This is a genomic window from Deinococcus sp. Leaf326 (assembly GCF_001424185.1).
Classification (GTDB): domain Bacteria; phylum Deinococcota; class Deinococci; order Deinococcales; family Deinococcaceae; genus Deinococcus.
In genome coordinates this window covers 80,993-98,606 of the sequence record NZ_LMOM01000043.1, presented here as the reverse complement: position 1 = coordinate 98,606, position 17,614 = coordinate 80,993, and the positions used below count along the sequence as shown (strand labels likewise).

At 66.0% G+C, this 17,614-nt stretch carries 22 protein-coding genes; 20 read left to right on the top strand and 2 right to left on the bottom strand.

The features are described 5' to 3' along the window. Positions 1-14 precede the first annotated feature (14 nt). The 5 genes from ASF71_RS14010 to ASF71_RS13990 are packed head-to-tail and all read left to right on the top strand — an operon-like array spanning position 15 to position 3,388. Positions 15-287, top strand: a complete 273-nt coding sequence (locus ASF71_RS14010) for a hypothetical protein (RefSeq protein WP_056301329.1) — start codon at positions 15-17, stop codon at positions 285-287. A gap of 41 nt (positions 288-328) precedes the next feature. Next, positions 329-670, top strand: a complete 342-nt coding sequence (locus tag ASF71_RS14005) for a hypothetical protein (protein ID WP_056301326.1) — start codon at positions 329-331, stop codon at positions 668-670. Between the two features lie 58 nt (positions 671-728). After that, positions 729-1,103: a hypothetical protein gene (locus tag ASF71_RS14000; protein ID WP_056301324.1), complete on the top strand. Its 375-nt coding sequence runs from the start codon at positions 729-731 to the stop codon at positions 1,101-1,103. Between the two features lie 54 nt (positions 1,104-1,157). Beyond that, positions 1,158-2,234 carry an agmatine deiminase family protein gene (locus ASF71_RS13995; RefSeq protein ID WP_056301686.1) on the top strand — a complete coding sequence of 359 codons (1,077 nt, stop codon included), beginning with the start codon at positions 1,158-1,160 and terminating at the stop codon, positions 2,232-2,234. Continuing rightward, positions 2,219-3,388, top strand: a complete 1,170-nt coding sequence (locus ASF71_RS13990; protein ID WP_056301322.1) for a GNAT family N-acetyltransferase — start codon at positions 2,219-2,221, stop codon at positions 3,386-3,388. The genes ASF71_RS13995 and ASF71_RS13990 overlap by 16 nt, the downstream gene beginning before the upstream one ends. On the opposite strand, the gene ASF71_RS13985 is transcribed toward ASF71_RS13990, so the two are convergent. Beyond that, on the bottom strand, positions 3,385-4,026 hold the full coding sequence (locus ASF71_RS13985; RefSeq protein WP_235514470.1) for a DsbA family protein: 642 nt from the start codon (positions 4,024-4,026) through the stop codon (positions 3,385-3,387). The genes ASF71_RS13990 and ASF71_RS13985 overlap by 4 nt on opposite strands. Before the next feature lie 113 nt (positions 4,027-4,139). Here ASF71_RS13985 and ASF71_RS13980 point away from each other — a divergent pair, with 113 nt between their 5' ends. The 4 genes from ASF71_RS13980 to ASF71_RS13970 all read left to right on the top strand — a co-directional run bounded on the left by ASF71_RS13980 (position 4,140) and on the right by ASF71_RS13970 (position 7,192). Continuing rightward, positions 4,140-5,291 (top strand): substrate-binding domain-containing protein, encoded by a 1,152-nt coding sequence (locus ASF71_RS13980; protein WP_056301317.1) that lies wholly within the window; start codon positions 4,140-4,142, stop codon positions 5,289-5,291. A 50-nt stretch (positions 5,292-5,341) separates the two neighbouring features. Beyond that, on the top strand, positions 5,342-6,103 hold the full coding sequence (gene modA / locus ASF71_RS13975; RefSeq protein WP_056301315.1) for a molybdate ABC transporter substrate-binding protein: 762 nt from the start codon (positions 5,342-5,344) through the stop codon (positions 6,101-6,103). Positions 6,104-6,113: 10 nt separating this feature from the next. Beyond that, positions 6,114-6,284: a TOBE domain-containing protein gene (locus ASF71_RS23885; protein WP_156372833.1), complete on the top strand. Its 171-nt coding sequence runs from the start codon at positions 6,114-6,116 to the stop codon at positions 6,282-6,284. Positions 6,285-6,379: 95 nt separating this feature from the next. Further along, the gene (locus tag ASF71_RS13970) at positions 6,380-7,192 is read left to right on the top strand and encodes an ABC transporter permease (RefSeq protein ID WP_235514468.1); all 813 of its coding nucleotides are present in this window, start codon (positions 6,380-6,382) and stop codon (positions 7,190-7,192) included. Positions 7,193-7,222: 30 nt separating this feature from the next. Here ASF71_RS13970 and thrC read toward each other — a convergent pair whose 3' ends face one another. Next, the gene (gene thrC, locus ASF71_RS13965; protein ID WP_056301313.1) at positions 7,223-8,644 is read right to left on the bottom strand and encodes a threonine synthase; all 1,422 of its coding nucleotides are present in this window, start codon (positions 8,642-8,644) and stop codon (positions 7,223-7,225) included. A 192-nt stretch (positions 8,645-8,836) separates the two neighbouring features. On the opposite strand from thrC, the gene aguB reads away from it, so the two are divergent. The 11 genes from aguB to ASF71_RS23865 all read left to right on the top strand — a co-directional run bounded on the left by aguB (position 8,837) and on the right by ASF71_RS23865 (position 17,288). After that, entirely contained in the window at positions 8,837-9,730 is an 894-nt protein-coding gene (gene aguB / locus ASF71_RS13960) for an N-carbamoylputrescine amidase (RefSeq protein WP_056301312.1), read from the top strand. Positions 9,731-10,026: 296 nt separating this feature from the next. After that, positions 10,027-10,641 (top strand): hypothetical protein, encoded by a 615-nt coding sequence (locus tag ASF71_RS23880; RefSeq protein ID WP_156372832.1) that lies wholly within the window; start codon positions 10,027-10,029, stop codon positions 10,639-10,641. Positions 10,642-10,665: 24 nt separating this feature from the next. After that, a complete protein-coding gene (locus tag ASF71_RS25815) occupies positions 10,666-10,935 on the top strand; it encodes a helix-turn-helix domain-containing protein (RefSeq protein WP_056301305.1) in 270 nt (89 codons plus the stop codon). 83 nt (positions 10,936-11,018) lie between these two features. Beyond that, positions 11,019-11,291 carry a hypothetical protein gene (locus ASF71_RS13945; protein ID WP_056301302.1) on the top strand — a complete coding sequence of 91 codons (273 nt, stop codon included), beginning with the start codon at positions 11,019-11,021 and terminating at the stop codon, positions 11,289-11,291. Then, on the top strand, positions 11,288-13,945 hold the full coding sequence (locus ASF71_RS13940; RefSeq protein ID WP_056301300.1) for a hypothetical protein: 2,658 nt from the start codon (positions 11,288-11,290) through the stop codon (positions 13,943-13,945). Before ASF71_RS13945 ends, ASF71_RS13940 begins: the two co-directional genes overlap by 4 nt. Next, complete coding sequence (locus ASF71_RS23875) at positions 13,942-14,466, top strand: hypothetical protein (RefSeq protein WP_156372831.1); 525 nt, start codon at positions 13,942-13,944, stop codon at positions 14,464-14,466. The genes ASF71_RS13940 and ASF71_RS23875 overlap by 4 nt, the downstream gene beginning before the upstream one ends. A gap of 75 nt (positions 14,467-14,541) precedes the next feature. Next, complete coding sequence (locus tag ASF71_RS23870; RefSeq protein WP_156372830.1) at positions 14,542-14,832, top strand: hypothetical protein; 291 nt, start codon at positions 14,542-14,544, stop codon at positions 14,830-14,832. After that, positions 14,829-15,092 (top strand): hypothetical protein, encoded by a 264-nt coding sequence (locus tag ASF71_RS13935; RefSeq protein WP_056301298.1) that lies wholly within the window; start codon positions 14,829-14,831, stop codon positions 15,090-15,092. The genes ASF71_RS23870 and ASF71_RS13935 overlap by 4 nt, the downstream gene beginning before the upstream one ends. After that, entirely contained in the window at positions 15,089-15,271 is a 183-nt protein-coding gene (locus ASF71_RS13930; protein ID WP_056301296.1) for a hypothetical protein, read from the top strand. The genes ASF71_RS13935 and ASF71_RS13930 overlap by 4 nt, the downstream gene beginning before the upstream one ends. Continuing rightward, positions 15,268-15,525, top strand: a complete 258-nt coding sequence (locus tag ASF71_RS13925; protein ID WP_056301295.1) for a hypothetical protein — start codon at positions 15,268-15,270, stop codon at positions 15,523-15,525. The genes ASF71_RS13930 and ASF71_RS13925 overlap by 4 nt, the downstream gene beginning before the upstream one ends. Positions 15,526-15,797: 272 nt before the next feature. Further along, a complete protein-coding gene (locus ASF71_RS23865; RefSeq protein ID WP_156372829.1) occupies positions 15,798-17,288 on the top strand; it encodes a hypothetical protein in 1,491 nt (496 codons plus the stop codon). Positions 17,289-17,614: the final 326 nt, after the last annotated feature.

The following is a 17,614-nucleotide window of genomic DNA, read 5'->3' as shown; positions in this document are numbered from 1 at the left end:
TTAGACTGCGGCCCATGAACGCCGTAAGCAGCGTCCCCAGCGACATCGTGTCCCTCCGCATGATTCACTGCCGCGCTGAGCAGGCGGCGCGGGGAGAGCAGTATCACCTCGCCGTCTTTCACTACCGCACCTGCCTGGAAGTGGCCGAGCGCCGCGAGGACTGCCGCGCCGTCGAATTCTTCGCGCTGCGCCTCGCCGACTGCTACGACTCCATGGGTCTGGGCCACAAGGCCGAAGATTTCCGCGCGCTGGCCGACCAGGGCGAGGGCCCGGCGCTGCTGGGCTAGGCCGTCAGCCACCGTTCAGCACCGGGGCGCATGCTGGGGGGATGCGCTCCTTGTTGTGTGTTCTGGCCCTGTTGTCCGGTCTGGCGGGCGCGGCCCGCGTGGAACTCTCGCCCGGCAAGACCGTGTGGCTCGGTAAGCGGCAGGTCACGCTGCTGCGCCTGCAGGACAGCCGCTGTCCGCCGACTGCAAACTGCGTCTGGGCCGGGGAACTGAGCGCGGCGCTCCTCGTCGTGGCCGCTCCGGGCGAGCCGGGACCACGGACCCGGTTCCTGCGCCTGACCCTACCCGCCGGCCCGAACCGGGGCCAGAACGAGCTGCACCTCGTCGGCTCGCCGGCCGGGGAGCCGCTGCGCGTGATTCTCAGCGACGATTTCCGGCGGTAGACCTCGGGACGGGCGGAGGTCAGCGCAACCCTACCTGTCTGCGCCGCGTAGTAGGGGCATGGTCCGGACCCTTCTCTCTCTGCTGTTGGGCGCCGCCCTGCTGGGGACGCCCGCCCCGGCTGCCGCTGTCCCCACCTTCTGGACCCTGACGCTGAGGGCCGGGCAGACGGCCCCCCTGCCCGCCGCCGGACAGCCCGCGGCGAAGGTCACGCTGCTGAGTTTCAGCGATTCGCGCTGCCCGCCCCGCGCCTACTGTCTGGTGCAGGGCCGGGTGACGGCCCGGGTGTTTGTCACGCGCGGGGCGTCGTCGCGGCTCTACACGCTGACCCTGCCGGGTGTCTCGGCGACGACTCTCGCCGGGCCCCTGCGGCTCACGGCGGCGACCGGCCGGGACGAGGGACCTCAGCGCCTGACCCTCCAGGGCCGGCGCTGAGGTCCGGCCGTCCCTGTCTGCCCCGAATCCGTCTGGTCTAATGTCGGTATGACCATGCCGCCCGTGTCCCACTACCTGCCCCAGGACCCGACCCCCCGCGAGCAGGGCTTCGTGATGCCTGCCGAGTGGGCCGCACACGCCGCCACCTGGATGAGCTGGCCCGCCGATAATGAGTTGTGGTTCGGCCACCTGGACGCGGTGCGTACCGAGTTCGCCGAGCTCGTGCGTACCGTCGCCCGCTTTGAGCCGGTGCACCTGCTCGTGCGTGACCCGGAGAGCGAACAGGACGCCCGGGCCCGTCTGGAAGGCGCCAACGTGTCGTACCACCATGTCCCGTTGGACGACGTGTGGCTGCGCGACAACGGCCCGATCTTCGTCACGCGCGGCGAGGGCCCGGAAGCCGACCTCGCCTTCGTGAACTGGCGCTTCAATGCCTGGGGCGGCAAGTTCGAGTCGGACCACGACGACCGCGTGCCCGAATATGTGGCGCAGAACCTGGGCATGGCCCACTGGGACCGCCCCGAGGTACTCGAAGGCGGCGGCATCGAGGTCAACGGCCTGGGCCTGGGCCTGACCACCCGCTCGTGCTTCCTGACCGACACGCGTAACCCCGGCCTGACTGAAGAAGGCTACGCCGCGCTGCTGGCCGACACGCTGGGGATCAAGAAGCTGCTGTGGCTCGACGGCGGCCTGGAAAATGACCACACCGACGGCCACATCGACACCATCACCCGCTTCGTGGACGAGACGACGGTCGTGACGAGCGTGGAGAGCGACCCTGCCGACCCCAACCACGCCGTCATGGCCCGCAACTTCGCCGCGCTGCGGGAGATGACCGACACGGCGGGCCAGCCGCTGCGAGTCGTGGAACTGCCGCTGCCGGCAAACCGCCTCGACGGCGCCGAGGGCCGGCTGCCGCCCACCTACGCGAACTTCTACATCGGCAACGGCTTCGTGGCCGTGCCGCAGTATGGCGACCCCCACGACGGCCCCGCGCTGGAGGTGCTGCGGCCGCTCTTTCCGGGGCGCGAGGTCATCGGCCTGGGCAGCCGCGCGATCATCGAGGGCGGCGGTTCCTTCCACTGTGTGACCCAGCAGCAGCCCGTGGGCGCCACGTGGACGGGCGAATAGTTGATCTGGGAGGCGGGTACACGGCCCGCCGCATTTCCCTGGAGACCTACCGGGACGCCTGCGCGCGCCTGGAGGGCCAGATTTTTGGGGACAACTCGGTGTACGCCTTCGGGAAGGCGCGCAAACCGCCCGTGCCGCTGGGCGAGACCCTGAGCTGGGGCGTCTTTTTTTTGGGCGGCCTCATCGGCTGGAGCCACGCCGAGCAGCGCGACGAACGCACGGTGGAGATGGCCGACACGGGGCTGCTGCCTGGGCACCAGGGGCGCGGCCTGTATACCCGGCTGCTGCCCGAACTGCTGGAGACCTTCCGGGCGGCGGGCTACGTCCTCGTGACCAGCCGCCACCGCGCCACGAACAACCGCGTGATCGTGCCCAAGCTGCGCGCGGGCTTCTTTCTTCAAGGCCTGAACCTGTACGAGGGCGGTCTGAACGTCTCGCTGACCCTGGCGCTGGACGACACCTACCGGGACGCCATGCACGCCCGCAGCGGGTTCCGGGCCGCGACCGGAGAGGCGGCCCGGCGGCTGCGCTGGCCCGAGGCCCGGCCCACGAGCCCTGCCCCGGTGCCCGCCCTACCCCTGCCCCCCGGTATCGGCCCCGACCTCGACCTGGGCGGCGGCTACGTGCTGCGCCCGGTCGACTACGAGACCTACTGGGACGTGTATGCGGTGCTGGAGGACAGCGCCTACGAGAGCGTGTCGCTGAAGTGGCCGCGCCCCGCCGCGCGCCCCGACCCCGACCTCCCGAGCTACACCTGGCTGGTCGGGCACGCGGGGGAGGTCGTGGGCTGGCACTCCTCGCGGGGCTGGAATGCGCGTGCCGCCTACATGGTGAACACGGCGCTGCTGCCCGCGCACCGGGGGGCGGGGGTGTACTCGCGCCTGCTGCCCGCCGTGCTGGACGCCCTGCGCGCCGAGGGCTACGACCTCGTGCGCAGCCAGCACCACGCCACCAACTCGGCCGTACTCGTGCCTAAACTGCACGCGGGCTTCCGTCTTCAGGGGCTGGAGGTAGGCGACCACGGCGTGATGGCGGTACTCATATACAGCTACGACGAGGTGTATCGCGAGTACATGGACGTGCGCAGCGGCCTCACTCGGCCGCGCGGTGAGGTGGCGCGGCAGCTGGGCATGGTGGCGGACGTGGAGGGTTAAGCCTTCTTCGCGGGACGGTTCTTGGCGCGTTTGATGGTGGCGATGCCCGCCTCGTCGTTCAGGACCGTGCGGTACAGGTCCCACCATGCCCGCGCAGTCTGCGGGTCGCGGGTCAGGTTCTCGAAGCGGTAGTAGGCGGCGGCGCCGTCCTCCAGCACGAAGGTCGGGGTGCCGAACACGCCGAGGTCGGCGGCGTCGCTCAGGTCCCGGCGCAGTGCGGCGCGCAGCCCTGCGTCGTCCTGACGGTCGGCGGCGAACTGCGAGGCGTCCAGCCCGGCGTCCCCGGCGGCGTACTGAATGGCGGCCTCGTCCAGTTCCTCGCCCTGCTCGTGGCGGCGGCGGAACAGCGTGAGGGTAAAGGCCCAGCTCAGTTCCTCGCCCTGACGCGCGGCGGCCGTGTGCGCCAGGAAGGCAGCGAGGCTGCTCTGCTGGTAGGCCGAACCCTCGCCCGCAGGCTGGTCGCTCAGCCACCACGTCACGCTGCCGGCGTCCTTGGTGGCCGCGTTGTCGGCGTGGTTGCCCTGCATGAGCGAGAAGTGCCGCAGCCGGAAGGCCTCGCCCTCGGCCTTCAGTACGTTCGCCAGTTCGACGCCGCGCCAGGCGTAGGGACACAGAAAATCGAAGTACAGGTCGGTCATGGCTGACGCTAGCATGGCCCCTCTGTCTGGCCCGCACCGACAACCCTCATGTCTTGTTCAAACGACATTATGTCCTTTTGACTTTACGTCCGATCAGGCCATAGGCTGGCTTCATGGAACCTGGCCTGACCGCGCACGTGCGCGCCCGGCGCGAGGCGGCCGGTCTGCGCTCCGGCGAACTGGCCGCGCAGGTCGGCATCAGCCGGCAGGCGCTGCACGCGGTCGAGACGGGCACTTATGTCCCGGGTACCCTGACCACCTTCCGGCTCGCGCAGGTGCTGGGCTGCGGGGTCGAGGACCTGTTCACGCTGGCCGCCCCCGAGGTGGGCGCCACGCTGTGCGGCGCTGCGCCGGGCGGTGCCCTGACCGGTCCCGTGCGCGTGCAGCTCGCGCAGGTGGGGACGCGCACCCTGGCCTACCCGCTGAGCGGCGAGGCCTCGCTCGGGCAGGATGCCGACGGGCTGGCACACGGCGCCGGGGCGCCGGGCGAGGTCCGGGTGGAGCTGCTGGAGGGCGCCGCCCGGCCCGGGCGCACGCTGGTCGTGACGGGCTGCGACCCGGCGCTGGGGCTGCTGGCCCGGCAGTTGGGGCGCGGCGGCGGTGGGCCGGGGACGCGGCCCCAGGAGGTGCGTGCGCTGTGGCACCCCGCTGTCAGCCTGGACGCCCTGCGGGCGCTGAGGCGCGGCGAGGCCCACGCGGCGGGCATCCACCTGTGGGAAGCGGGGGGCGGCGAGTCCAACCTGCCGGCCGTACTGCGCGAGCTGCCGGGGATGCCCGCGCAGCTGTTCACCCTCTGGTCCTGGGAGCAGGGGCTGATGGTGGCGCCGGGCAACCCGCACGGCATTTCCGGCGTAGCGGACCTGCTGCGCCCCGGCCTGCGGCTCGTCGGGCGTGGGCCCGGCGCGGGCAGCCGCGTGCTCCTCGACGCTTGGCTCGCCGGGCTGGGCCTGGGCGAAAGCGAGCGTGCCCGGCTGCCCGGCTACCGCGACGAGGCCCCCACCCCCCTGGCGGCGGCGGCGCGGGTCGCCTTGGGCGCGGCCGACCTCGCGCCGGGGCCACGCTCGGCGGCGTGGGCGCACGGCCTGGACTTCGTGCCGGTGCAGCGCGAGCGTTTCGACCTCGTGGTGCCGGGCGAGCATCTGGACCACCCCGCGCTGGCGGCGCTGCTGCTCGGCGCCGCGCAGCCGGGCTTCCAGGCCGAACTGCGCGCGCTGGGCGGTTACGACCCGGCCCACGCGGGGCAGCCCTGGAAGAGCACCGCCTGACACTGCCCGCTGCGCCTTCCCCTTCCCTCTTCCGTGCTCCCGGAGGCCTCATGATCCAACCCCGACTCCTGCTGTTCACTGCCCTCCTGCTGGGGGGCACGGCGAGCGCCGCCAACCTCACCGTGTTCGCCGCCGCGTCCCTCACCGACGCCTTTACCGAGCTGGGCCGGGCCTTCGATGCCCGGACCGGTCACCACACCGCCTTCCAGTTCGCCGGGTCGCAGGCGCTGCGCACGCAACTGGGGCAGGGCGCGCGGGCCGACGTGTACGCCAGCGCCAATACGGCGCAGTACGACCCGCTGGTGACTGGGGGTGTGGTCGCGGCCGGCCGGGCCTTTGTGGGCAACCGGCTGGCGATCATCACCCCCAGGGGTAGCAGCGTCGCTGGCCTGGCCGACCTCGCGCGGCCCGGCGTGAAGGTCGTGCTGGCCGACAAGGCGGTGCCGGTAGGCGACTACGCCCGGCGGATGCTCGCGGCCATTGACAAGTCCGGCAGTTACGGCGGGGACTTCTCAGCCCGCGTGACGCGCAACGTGGCCTCCGAGGAACCGAACGTGCGGCAGGTCGCCCTGAAGGTGCAGCTCGGCGAGGCCGACGCGGCGGTGGTCTATGCGACCGACGTGACGCCGGCCCTGAAGACGGCCGTGCGTGTGATCGCGCTGCCCACCCGCTTCAACCAGAGCGCGAGCTACCCCATCGGCGTGGTACGCGCCAGCAACAACGCGGCGGCGGCCCAGGCCTTCGTCGCCTACGTCCTCTCGCCCGAGGGCCAGAAGATTATGCGCAAGTGGGGCTTCCAGGCCCCGCAGTAAGGGAGTCCCCATGCAGCTCAGCGCCCAGAATGTCTTTGCATGTCGCATCACCACCCTCAAGCTCGGCTCGGTAGAGGCCGAAATCTCGCTGGAACTCTCGCCGGTGGTCGTCCTCACCTCGGTCATCACCCGCACCTCGGCCGTCATCAAGGCGAGCGACGTGATGCTTGCGGTCGAGTGAGGCGCGTGGGCGACCGCCCACAGGGACAGGCATACTGCTGCGGGTGAGGCGCAGGGTCGTGGGTGGGCAGCCGGTGGGGAACTGGCCGGGTAGACGTGTCGTCCGGCCCGCTTAAGGCGGCGGGAGTCCGGCGGCCTGCCCCGCCCGCCCTGCCCCTGGGCCTGAGCCTATTGCTGGTGGCCTTTTTGCTGCTGCCGGTCGCGGCGCTGCTGCTGCGCGGCCTGAACGCCGACTTTCTGCCGACGCTGGCGAGCGCGGCAGTGGGCGACGCCTTACGCGTCAGCCTGCTCACGACGGGGATCACACTGCTGCTCACGGTCGCCCTGGTCACGCCGGTCGCGTGGCTGCTGGCCCGCACGCACTTTTCCGGCAAGGCCCTCTTGGAGACGCTGCTGGACCTGCCCATCGTGCTGCCGCCCGTGGTGGCGGGGGTGGGGCTGCTGCTCGCCTTCGGGCGAAACGGCCTTCTGGGGCCGCCGCTGGAGATCGCGGGCATCGGCATCGCCTTTTCCCCGGCGGCGGTGGTCCTGGCGCAGCTGTTCACCTCTGCGCCGTTCTACCTGCGCACGGCGCGGGCGGGTTTCGCCAGCTTCGACCCGGAGGTCGAGGCGGCGGCGCGCACCGACGGCGCGGGCGGCTGGGCGGTGTTCCGCTTCGTGACCCTGCCGCTGGCCTTTCCCTTTTTGCTGGAGGGACTGGTGCTCACCTGGGCGCGGGCGCTGGGCGAGTTCGGCGCGACCATTCTCTTCGCCGGGTCCTTGCAGGGTCGCACACGCACGGTCACGCTGGCGATCTACGCCGCGATGGAATCCGACCTGGGGCCGGCGCTCGTGCTCTCGGCAGTGATGGTCTTCGTGGCCTTTGCGTTGCTCCTGGTGGTGCGGGTGGCGGCGGGGCGGCGGGGGTAGCGCCGCCCACATCCCTCACCGCTGGGCCCCTCAGCGCTGCTCTGCCAGTTTCCCGGCGACGAACGCCTTGAGGGCGTCCACGTCGTTGTCCAGCACGGTGAACTGCCGTTCCAGCGTCTCAATGCCGCCGAATTTCGTCGGGCGCTCGGGCGAACGGCCCACCGCTTCCTTCACGGTGTCCTCGAATTTGATGGGCAGCGCGGTTTCCAGGCAGACCATCGGCACGCCGACACGCTGGTGTGGGCGCGCCACGAACACGCCGTCGGCGGTGTGCGGGTCGATCAGGCGGCCGAATTCGGTGTCCACCTCGCGGATCGTGCTCAGGCGGTCGGCGTGGGTGCTGCGCCCGGCGGCGAAACGGCTGGCCTTCACGGTGTCCCAGTGCGGCGTGCCCGCGAGGCTCACGGGGCGGCCCTCGCCGACTTCCTGCCACCAGGACAGTGTCTGCGTTCCGCTGCCACCCGTGATGAGGTACAGGTAGCGCTCGAAGTTGCTGGCCTTGCCGATGTCCATGCTGGGGCTGGAGGTCATCGCCACGCGCGCGGCGGGCCGGACGTGGTAGGTGCCGGTCGTGAAGAACTCGTGCAGCACGTCGTTCTCGTTGCTGGCGACGACCAGTTGCCCGATGGGCAGCCCCATCGCCCGCGCCAGATGCCCGGCGAACACGTTGCCGAAGTTGCCCGAGGGTACGCAGAAATCGGCCTCGGCCCCGGCGGGCAGCCCCAGCGCAAAGTACCCCTTGAAGTAGTACACCGCCTGCGCCAGCACCCGCGCCCAGTTGATCGAGTTGACGGCCCCGATTTCAAAACGCTCCTTGAACTCGGCGTCGGCGTTCACGGCCTTGACGAGGTCCTGGCAATCGTCAAATACGCCCTGGACGGCGATATTGAAGATGTTGGGCTCGCGCAGACTGAACATCTGCGCCTGCTGAAAGGCGCTCATGCGGCCGTGGGGCGAGAGCATGAACACGTTCACGCGCGCCTTGCCCAGCATGGCGTACTCGGCCGCCGAGCCCGTGTCACCCGAGGTCGCCCCCAGGATATTCAGGCGCTCATTGCGCGTCTCCAGCACGTATTCGAAGACCTGCCCCAGAAACTGCATCGCCATGTCCTTGAAGGCCAGCGAGGGGCCGTTGGACAGTTCGAGCAGATACAGGCCCGAGTCGCCCAGCGGGGTCAGCGGCGTGATCTCAGGGCTGCCGAACACCTCAGCCCGGTAGGTCTGCTCCAGAAGCCGTTTCAGGTCGTCTCCGGGAATATCGGTGATGAAGGGGCGCATGACCGCGTAGGCCAGCTCGGGGTAGCTCAGGCCGCGCAGGGCCTCGACCTCGTCCGGGCTCAGGGTGGGGATGCTCTCGGGCATCGCCAGCCCGCCGTCGGGGGCCAGGCCCAGCAGCAGCACGTCGCAGAAGCTGCCCAGGTTCCGCGCGCCGCGCGTCGAGACGTACTTCATGGCCGGGCCTGCACGGGGATTGGGGCCAGCTGGAGTGGGGGGACAGGGGTGCGCCGCATCGTCCCAATCTATGCGGGTGGCCGGGTGAGGGGCCGCCTCTGCCCAGACCAATGCGTCGTTCCGCCGCGCCGTTCCGCCCCGGTCAGGACCCGCGCCACCTTCCGCCCACGCCCGCCGCGTTAGCCTGGGGTCATGACCCGCACCCCCGACCTCGTCAAGCTCGCCGTCGTGCAGATGCACGTCACCGACCAGCTCGAAGACAACGTCTCGCGCGCCGAGGCCCACGTGCGTGAGGCTGCCCGCCAGGGCGCGCAGGTGATCTTGCTGCCCGAACTGTTCGAGAACCTGTATTTTTGCCAGGTCGAGCGCGAGGACTACTTCGGGCTGGCGCACCCGCTCGACGATCATCCCTTCGTCGGGCGCTTTCAGAAGCTCGCCGAGGAGCTGGGGGTGGTGCTGCCGCTGAGCTATTTCGAGAAGGCGGGGCAGGCGCACTACAACTCACTGGTGTGCATTGACGCCGACGGCACGCTGCTGGGCAACTACCGCAAGACCCATATCCCCGACGGCCCCGGCTACGAGGAAAAGTACTACTTCAACCCCGGCGACACCGGCTTCAAGGTCTGGGCGACCCGCTATGGGCGCGTGGGCGTGGGTATCTGCTGGGACCAGTGGTATCCAGAGACCGCCCGCGTGATGATGCTCCAGGGCGCCGACTTCCTGCTGTACCCGACCGCTATCGGCTCCGAACCCGAGGGTGTCGAGTCGCCCAACAGCCACCACATGTGGCAGCGGGCCATGATCGGTCACGCCGTGAGCAACTCGGCCTACGTGGCTGCCGCCAACCGCATCGGCACCGAGCAGGTGGAGGGGCTGAAGCAGACCTACTACGGCCACTCGTTCGTCAGTGACTACACGGGTGAACTCGTCGCCGAGTTCGGTGACCGAGAGGAAGGGCCGCTCCTGCACACCCTGAATCTGGCCGAGGCGAGAAAGTTCCGCGCCGGCATGGGTTTTTTCCGCGACCGCCGCCCCGAGCTGTACGGCGCGCTGCTGACCACCGACGGCGTGACACGCCGGGGCTGAGACCGGAATAGAGCTGGCCCCCGGAAATCGTACCGGGGGCCTTTCTTGGTGCACTCGACTGGATTCGAACCAGTGGCCTGCCCCTTAGGAGGGAGGCCCGGTCAGCTTTATGGATATCAACAGAAGAACACAGATATCCCAAAAAGTGGCTCCGAGAGAGCGTTTTTGGGAATTCTCTATTCTTGTTGATGTGCTCTCGTTTGCGCTGATGTATGGATGTGTTGGTCACAGGTTGGTCACATCATGCCCTTTGCACGAATGTCTATTTCCGTTGCAGACGGTGATAAACTATGTATGTGAGGATACGCGGCAGAGCAGATACCCGCTCCAAAGAGGAGGTGGAGTCTGAATGGCTGATGGAGCGCCGTTCAGACTTGTCGACCCTCAATTGGGCGGATGCTCTCAGCATTGAACCAGGGCTATGCGGTGTTGAAGGTTACAGCGTAGGGCTACGGGGTGGAGCAGACAACCGGCAGGCTTTTGAAGATGCACTTGACGATGCGCAGTCAGCGCTCTCAAAGCAATGGAGCATCAATAAGGCTGTGCGCAGCTGGTATGCACTCCAAGTTCGAGAAGGTCAAAAGATCGGCATTGCGGAACTTGCCCAGCGTTTAGGCGCTCAAGCTCCGGACGAGACTGCGGCCTATCTCAAAGCGTTCGCTTACGATCTTTTCCATTTCGACCGCAATCTTTACCGGGCACTCAAGGGACAGGAAGCTCACGAGGCTGGCCTTACTGCTGAAGATCTTCACGCCTACATAGCCCGTGCTGTGGCCGAGATGGTCGGCGAGGATGACGCGCTTCAGGCCTACGAGCAAGCTGAACCGGTCGCCGCCCCTCTGCCTATTCAGCAGGCCCCACAGATCAAGCCGAACGCCCCCTCCAACACAGAACCTTCAGCCCTGAACTGAGGTCTCTGTCCCGCTTCTCTGCGGGTGAAGTTGGAGGGTTTTCCCTTGACTGCAACAAATATCAACGTGCTGGACGCATCTGCGCCCACGCTGCCTGCATTCCTTGATGTACCCCAGACGGCGTCATACCTAGGAGTGCATACCGCCTTGGTGTACCGCGAGATCCGCGCTGGCCGCTTGCAAGCAGTGAAGATAGGCGCCAAAGTTCTTCGCATCTCTCGAGAGGCGCTAGAGCAATACATCAAGACGCAGACGACCGCATACCTGCAGGAGCAGGAAGGCCGGGCAAGTTAATGCCCCGCCGTGGACGGGCCGGCGGGGCGGCGCGGGCGAGCGCTCCCGACAGTGTACCGAACCCTAGAAAGCTCCTGGCAGCAATGAAGCGCGCCGACACGCATGATCGTGCTGCATTGGCCCGGCTGGGGCGCGACCACTACACGCGCCCTCCTCTGAAGGACGAGTTCCATACATCAACGATCGTCAGCGTCTTTGTCGTGCGTGGTGCGCTGGGCAGCTTCTCGAGGTATGCCTTTGACCAGATCGTCACCCTTGCCCAGGTAGAAAAGCTCCTACCTGACGCCCGGCTGCACGTGGCCGAGGTTGATCTGTATTGCTCACCCCACGCGAAGAAGCAGAGAGGCCGCGCGTGACTGCAGAGCTTCATGCTGACACCCTGGATACGTTTGCCCGGTTCTTCCCCCTCAACCCGTTCAAGCATGGGCGTGTGCTGGGGCGAGATCCACAGACCGGCAAGAAGAAGGTACAGACGCTAGAAGGTCAAGCTGTGCAGATCCAGCACCTTAAATCCAACCTGGGTGTTGGAGGCAAGCTAGCCGGCAATGCCTTGGGTTACCTGCCCGGCGGAGAGGAGGCTACTCCTGTAGGTGCTATTGATCTCGACGGAAAGGACTTCCCCGGCGAGGGGTTAGAAGCGGCTAAGCGTGCCGTGCTGGAAACCTGCGCTGGACTGAACTTGAATGCCTATGCCGAGCGCTCTAGTAGTGGGAAGGGCTGGCACATCTGGCTCTTTGCCAGCGACCCCCTGCCCTACAAAGTCATGCGGGATGCCTTGCGCTCCATTGCTCGGCGGGCAGATGTGCCCAGCGTCGAGACGTACCCGATGGGCACAGACGGCAAGGGCCGGTGGATTATCACGCCCTACTACGCCGCCTTGAAGAAGGATCCGCCCTACCTGGGGAGGACCTATCTCGAGGGCGAGGACGGGCAGCCTATCCCGGTCGACGAGCTGCACGACTGGATTGAGCAGAACCCAGTGCAAGCACTCCAAGAGCTTGCTGAGGAGGAAGAGGCAAGGGCACGTCCTGCTTCGGCAGAGGGCTCAAAGGTTACTCCCCCTGTGGAGAGCGAGTTCCTGCCGGAAGCTGTTGACGTGCTCCTGGCCGCTGCCCGCGCTCACGCTCCAGACACGCGGCATGACGCTCTAGCTGCGTTCCTGAATCTCGCCCAGCGGGCTGGGAACCTCGCTGGCATGGTCGAGGGGTTGAAAGAGCCAGAAGTCTTTGACCTCTGGTGCGCTGACAGTTCCCGTACCGCTCAGGAGTGGGCAGAAGAAATAGACCGCTGGGCTGAGAATGTGGAAGACGGCGACCCGGAGAACCGCCGCGGTCTGCCCTACCTCAAGGAGGCCGGATTCAGCATCCCCGACTTGCCGAAGCCGAAGCAGGGCAGCGAGTACCCAGAGATTGTGGTGAACACGCAGCGTCTGCGGGACATCGCAGAAGAATCGGTCATCGCCCTCCTGGCCCGGAACGATCCACCTCGCCTGTTCAGCCGGGCGGGCGAGTTGGGTCGACTGATCCAGCAGGATAACGAGACACGTTTCAAGTCATTCGATCAGGTGGCCTTGAAGGGGGAGTTGGAACGGTCGGCAGACTTTGTCAAAGAGGTCATGGGCAAAGACAACGAGTCCTACATGGTGGCCGTCAGACCCCCAAATGACCTTGCCCCTGATCTGCTGGCCCGCGTGGACCAGCTGCCCTTCCCTATCCTGCGCACGCTAGCCACTACACCCCTTTACAGCGCTGCTGGGGACTTGATCGCTGCCGAGGGCTATCACTCGGATAGCGGCGTCTTCCTGACCCTGGGCGGGCTGAAGCTACCCAGCCTACCGACCGTTGAGGGGGCACTCGAGCTCTTGCGGGAGCTGCTGCATGATTTTCCCTTTGCCCACCGGGCCGGATTCGCCCATACGGTCGGCGCGCTGCTGGTGCCATTCTTGCGGCCCATGATCGACGGCCCTACCCCACTGCACCTGATTGAAGCGCCGACACGGGGCACTGGGAAGGGCCTGCTGTCTGAGGTCATTCCGGCCGTGGCGCTGGGAACAGACGCGGGCGTCATGGTGCAGCCGAAAGACGGTGACGAATTCGAAAAGCGCGTGACTTCCATGTTATTGGAAGGCTCTCGCGTGATCTTGCTGGACAACGTCCATGCCCTACAGGGTGAGGCCCTGGCCGCCGCCCTGACGGCCCGCACCTGGCGGGGGCGCAGATTGGGTAAATCCGAGATGCTGACCCTCCCGAACGATGCTCTCTGGATGGCGACTGGGAACAACGTCAGCCTCGACGACGACATGCCCCGCCGCATCATTCCGATTCGCCTTGATGCAGGCGTAGAGCGGCCGGAAGACCGGACCGGGTTCAGGCACCCCAACCTGTTGCGCTGGATCAGAGAACACCGGGCTCAGCTGGTGGGGGCCTGCCTTGCGCTGGTTGAGGCCTGGAAAGCCGACGGGCGTCCAGCTGGGGCGACTCGCCTGGGCAGCTATGAGAGCTGGTCTGCAACCGTAGGCGGCGTGCTCCAGGTGGCCGGGATAGAAGGTTTTCTGGAGGCCAGAGAGCACCTGTACGAGATCAGCAACCCGGAGCCGGAAGAGTGGGGAAATGTCCTTGATGCGGTCTATACCGCCCATGGTGGAGAACCTGTCCCCGCGAGGGCCTTCCTCTCCGCCATGATGACCACCGGCTCACACATCGATCTGTGGGAGGGGCGTAAGCCCCTGTCTCAGCTTCAGAAGATTGGCCGGGCCCTGTTGGCCCACCGCGACCGGGTGTTCTCTGGGCGGCGCTTGCGAGTGGCCGGCGTGGATTCGACCACGAAAAACAAGCTGTATCGGGTGGAGCTGGTCACCTCGCCGGGTGTTTCGGGTGTTGCCCAGAATGAAACACCGGAGAAACACCGGGCAAATAACGACGATCAGGACAGCATTCCCGGTGTTTCGGGTGTTTCCGGTGTTTCTTTTGATCCTCCAGCCCAAAGTGAAAACGACCGGGAGGAATTTTGAGCGGCGCAGCCTCTTTGGTCGACACGCTGGAGGGCCTGGGCGTCAGCGTATCCCTCACTGCTATGGGGAAGATTGTTGTGGAACCGGCAAGCCTCATTCCCACCAACCTCAAGGTGATGCTTAGGGCGGAGAGAGATGCAGTGGCCCAGATTCTTGCGAAGCGGGGGACTGGGGAAAAAACACCGGAAACACCCGAAACACCGGAAAACCTCACGGAGACGCCGGAAATAGCCCGGTGTTTCTCCGGTGTTTCCGAAAACCAAACACCCGAAACACCGGAGCGCCTGCCAGACGGTCGACTGAATGCTGTCGTACTCCGCCTGCGGCCCGGTCGCTGCGCTTCCTGCGCCCACTGGCAGGGACCCGACGAATACGGAGATGGCCTGTGTCCCCTAGGCCGCCTAGCCCATGGCTGGCTTGATGGCCAGCGCGACGCGCCAGTCATGACCACCGCTCTACACGAATGCGCCGCGCAGGCCTGGACGCCCATGAAAGGGATCATCTGCGGGCGGGGCAACTGATGCCTAGTAGCGTCCGGGCCACACTCGAAAGCCTGGGGGCGCACGCTGCCCCCCCCGTTCTATAGGTGGTGAAGCATGAATCCCAATCCGACGGAAGCCCGACAGGCCAAACGTGCTCGGCGAAGAGGCAAACCCGGCACTCTGGAAGATGCCCGCGCGCTGCTGTGGCGGGCCCTAACCCGGGCCGGTGAGCTGCTTGAAGAGGAAGACCCGGCGCATGCCTTGAAAGCCGTGCACGCCATCTCCCAGGGCGCAGCGGCCTATGCCCGCATCGTGGAAGTAGGTGAGCTCGAAGCGCGGATTGCGGCCCTCGAGGGCCAGAGTGACCCGACCGGCGGGCCCCAACTGGGCCGGGGGGCCGCATGACGCGCGCCCGGTTCAAGCGCCTGGACACGCTGGAAGTGAACGGGCGCGGGTGGGCCTGTGAGGTCTGGCAGGAAGTCGAAGATCTGCCGGGGCACTTCGCCCAGGTGTACCGGGCAGCCTGTCCCGCGCGGCCTGGCCATCTGACCCGGGAAGCAGTGGAAGCTCAAACGCTGATCGGGGTCCGGGTCTTCGTGGTGTACGGAGCAGCAGATCCTGAAGTGGTGGCCGCTGCGGTGGGCGCGCTGGGCGGTGGCGCATGACGCGGGCGAAGTGGGACCGGGTGCGGCAGCTCGAAGAGCGGCAGGGTGAGCGCCCTGCCGTGCGGGTGACCATCACACGCCGGATCCTGGGCGGCGAAGGGGAAGCTGTGCGGATCGTGCGCCGAACCTTCGAGCTGTACCCAAGTGGCCTGCCCCTGTCTCCCAGGCGGGCGAAGTGACGGGGCGGCGCAGGCGGCTGGCCCAGCTCGAAGAGGCCCGGCGGAAGGAAGACCGGGACGTCTACGGGATCTTCGAGGCGGACCCGGTGGCTGGGGTGTGGCGTGAGGTCGAGGGACAGGGGCGTGAGCTTCCCCTTTCGCCGGAAGACCTGCAGGAAGCAGGGGCAGCCCAGGTGGCCGGGTCGGGGCTGCTCATCCTGGCCCCTGTAGGTGAGCCGAAGATTCTCAAGGGCGTGCGGTGGGGGGACCTGTGAGCATGACGGCGAAAGGGAAGACTCTGGCCCGCCTGTCTGCCGTCGACCGGGCCGCCTGGCAAGCGCTGGCTAAGCCGTGAAACGCCCCTGCCCAGTGCTTGACCTGGGCAGGGGCGTTTCATAGTGAGGCATGGCCGCGCTGGGGTCAGGCTTCGTGCCGTGCCCCGTGTGAGGACGGAGAGACGCACCTTCATAGTCAAGCTGGACGGTGCCCGGTGACCCGGCGCGGACTTTTGGCGTCCTGAAGGGCCCGTGCGGCCTATCTTGCCAGTATGACGTCACCGCCCTTTCTGAACCTGCACCACGTCCACTCCATCCCGGTCATGACCGAACACGAGCACACCGTGAGTGTCCCAAGGGCGCTGCCAAGTCTGCCCAAGGTGACCGTCGGGACCACCTCAATCCGTTCCCTGAAATTCACTCGCCTGGAGTTGTTTTTCAACCTGGCCTTAACCACTGTTACGAGCGATAACTGGCACGAACTCAACTTTGAGGTAGTAAGCCTCATGTACGGTATGGGGCGACACCTCGAATTAACGCCTGGACTGGTTGTGTCGACTGCCTCGCGCTCCGGCGGGCGCAGCACAAAACTGCGCCTTGCGGATTACTTGAAGAGTGGGTTCGCGGGGCAGCTGGGCGCCGGTGTAGCGGCGCTGTACGCCCGGGAGCTCGGAGCGGTCTATCTTGCGCACGCCGAGGATGTGGACGACGGCACGGTTGCCCGACTGACGAGGTTGTACGCGAGGCGTGCACCACCCTCAAGTAGCGGAAAAGCACCACGCATGTCCACTAGAAAGGGTGATTTCGTAACCGTCAACGCTAGGAATGAATTCGGCATGCTCGAAGCGAAAGCAACGGCTGGCTCGGGGAAGGTTCAGAGATTCATGGACAGCTCAATTCTGGATGGCGCTCTCTGGCAAATAGATCCGTTCGTACCTGGAATGATCCAGACGATGTCCACCACGCCAGGTACTGCTCCTCTAGGAGCAGACATTCAGCATGGTGTCGTGAGTGGCCTGAATATCCATGAGTCCCCCGCCGGCGCGGCCATTCATGCCATTCGTTTCAAGCTGCCTGTAGGTCACCCGGTTGCAGGCGGCTTGTCGGGAAGCGCTATTGCAACGGCGCACTTTCGGCAATGGTGGCGACTTTTCAACCTCGCGTTCATCAACCTGACATTGCCTCCCCGTGCCATTGATCTGCCGATATTGACTATGGGATCGATGTCGTTCGTCGTAAACATTCCTGTGAGCCGAGATGGCTATGATATGTACGAGCTAGTATCACTTTCCTCTTCTCGTCAACTAATGGCGTTTTCCCTCTTCCGTCAAGAAGGGTGGGGGACGAGAGGTTTTTGGAAAGATGGCTATGAAGATAAACCACTTTTCATAGCCATTGAAGAAGGAATATTCCGGCAACTTCTAGCAGTATTTACAGGTCGACGGGGTGTCCGAGAAGAGCGAGATGAGACTGGTCGATTCAAGCCGGTCCGTCAGCCAGACATTGAAGCAACGGGCCAACCTGAAGCCATTCATTCGGCCGTCAACCGCTTCCAGGCGCAACTGATTGAACATACAGGCCTGACGCAAGACGAGGACCCGACAGGGCAGCGCCAAGTTCAGGCGTGGAATACCATCAGTTCGGACCAACTGGGGAATGAAGTGGTGACCGCCACCTTTCGTGAAGGTGTGATGGCCTTCGCTGGATTCCCCAGAGGCGACAAGCTAATTGAGCAAAGGTTCAGCATCGAAGCTGAGCAGTAATATGTTTGTTCGTCTGTGACGCCGAAAGATAAAGCGTGGCTTATTTAAGTCGGGATCTCAGGCACTGATAAGTGGAGCTGCCCGCAAAACGCGGGGACGCTCCCCTCTCCTACTCTGGCCAATACACTGGGAAGGCCTTCCGCGACCGAGAGAACTCAGCCGCGTCACATTTCGACGCACCAACCTTTTATTAATTCCAGTGTAAGTTCGTAGCGGGCTAATCGTCACACCTCGCACACTTGACCATACCTCACTGAGAATTTATGATTTGCCGCAGTCCTGCCTTGAGCGTACCACCGCTACAAATCAAGGCAAAGATTAAATAG

Excerpts from the sequence above, each read along its gene's own strand:
- ASF71_RS14010 (WP_056301329.1), top strand. The coding sequence starts at position 15 with ATGAACGCCGTAAGCAGCGTCCCCAGCGACATCGTGTCCCTCCGCATG.
- ASF71_RS14005 (WP_056301326.1), top strand. The coding sequence starts at position 329 with ATGCGCTCCTTGTTGTGTGTTCTGGCCCTGTTGTCCGGTCTGGCGGGC.
- ASF71_RS14000 (WP_056301324.1), top strand. The coding sequence starts at position 729 with ATGGTCCGGACCCTTCTCTCTCTGCTGTTGGGCGCCGCCCTGCTGGGG.
- ASF71_RS13995 (WP_056301686.1), top strand. The coding sequence starts at position 1,158 with ATGCCGCCCGTGTCCCACTACCTGCCCCAGGACCCGACCCCCCGCGAG.
- ASF71_RS13985 (WP_235514470.1), bottom strand. The coding sequence starts at position 4,026 with ATGACCGACCTGTACTTCGATTTTCTGTGTCCCTACGCCTGGCGCGGC.
- ASF71_RS13980 (WP_056301317.1), top strand. The coding sequence starts at position 4,140 with ATGGAACCTGGCCTGACCGCGCACGTGCGCGCCCGGCGCGAGGCGGCC.
- modA (WP_056301315.1), top strand. The coding sequence starts at position 5,342 with ATGATCCAACCCCGACTCCTGCTGTTCACTGCCCTCCTGCTGGGGGGC.
- ASF71_RS23885 (WP_156372833.1), top strand. The coding sequence starts at position 6,114 with ATGCAGCTCAGCGCCCAGAATGTCTTTGCATGTCGCATCACCACCCTC.
- thrC (WP_056301313.1), bottom strand. The coding sequence starts at position 8,644 with ATGAAGTACGTCTCGACGCGCGGCGCGCGGAACCTGGGCAGCTTCTGC.
- aguB (WP_056301312.1), top strand. The coding sequence starts at position 8,837 with ATGACCCGCACCCCCGACCTCGTCAAGCTCGCCGTCGTGCAGATGCAC.
- ASF71_RS13945 (WP_056301302.1), top strand. The coding sequence starts at position 11,019 with ATGAAGCGCGCCGACACGCATGATCGTGCTGCATTGGCCCGGCTGGGG.
- ASF71_RS23870 (WP_156372830.1), top strand. The coding sequence starts at position 14,542 with ATGAATCCCAATCCGACGGAAGCCCGACAGGCCAAACGTGCTCGGCGA.
- ASF71_RS13935 (WP_056301298.1), top strand. The coding sequence starts at position 14,829 with ATGACGCGCGCCCGGTTCAAGCGCCTGGACACGCTGGAAGTGAACGGG.
- ASF71_RS13930 (WP_056301296.1), top strand. The coding sequence starts at position 15,089 with ATGACGCGGGCGAAGTGGGACCGGGTGCGGCAGCTCGAAGAGCGGCAG.
- ASF71_RS23865 (WP_156372829.1), top strand. The coding sequence starts at position 15,798 with ATGACGTCACCGCCCTTTCTGAACCTGCACCACGTCCACTCCATCCCG.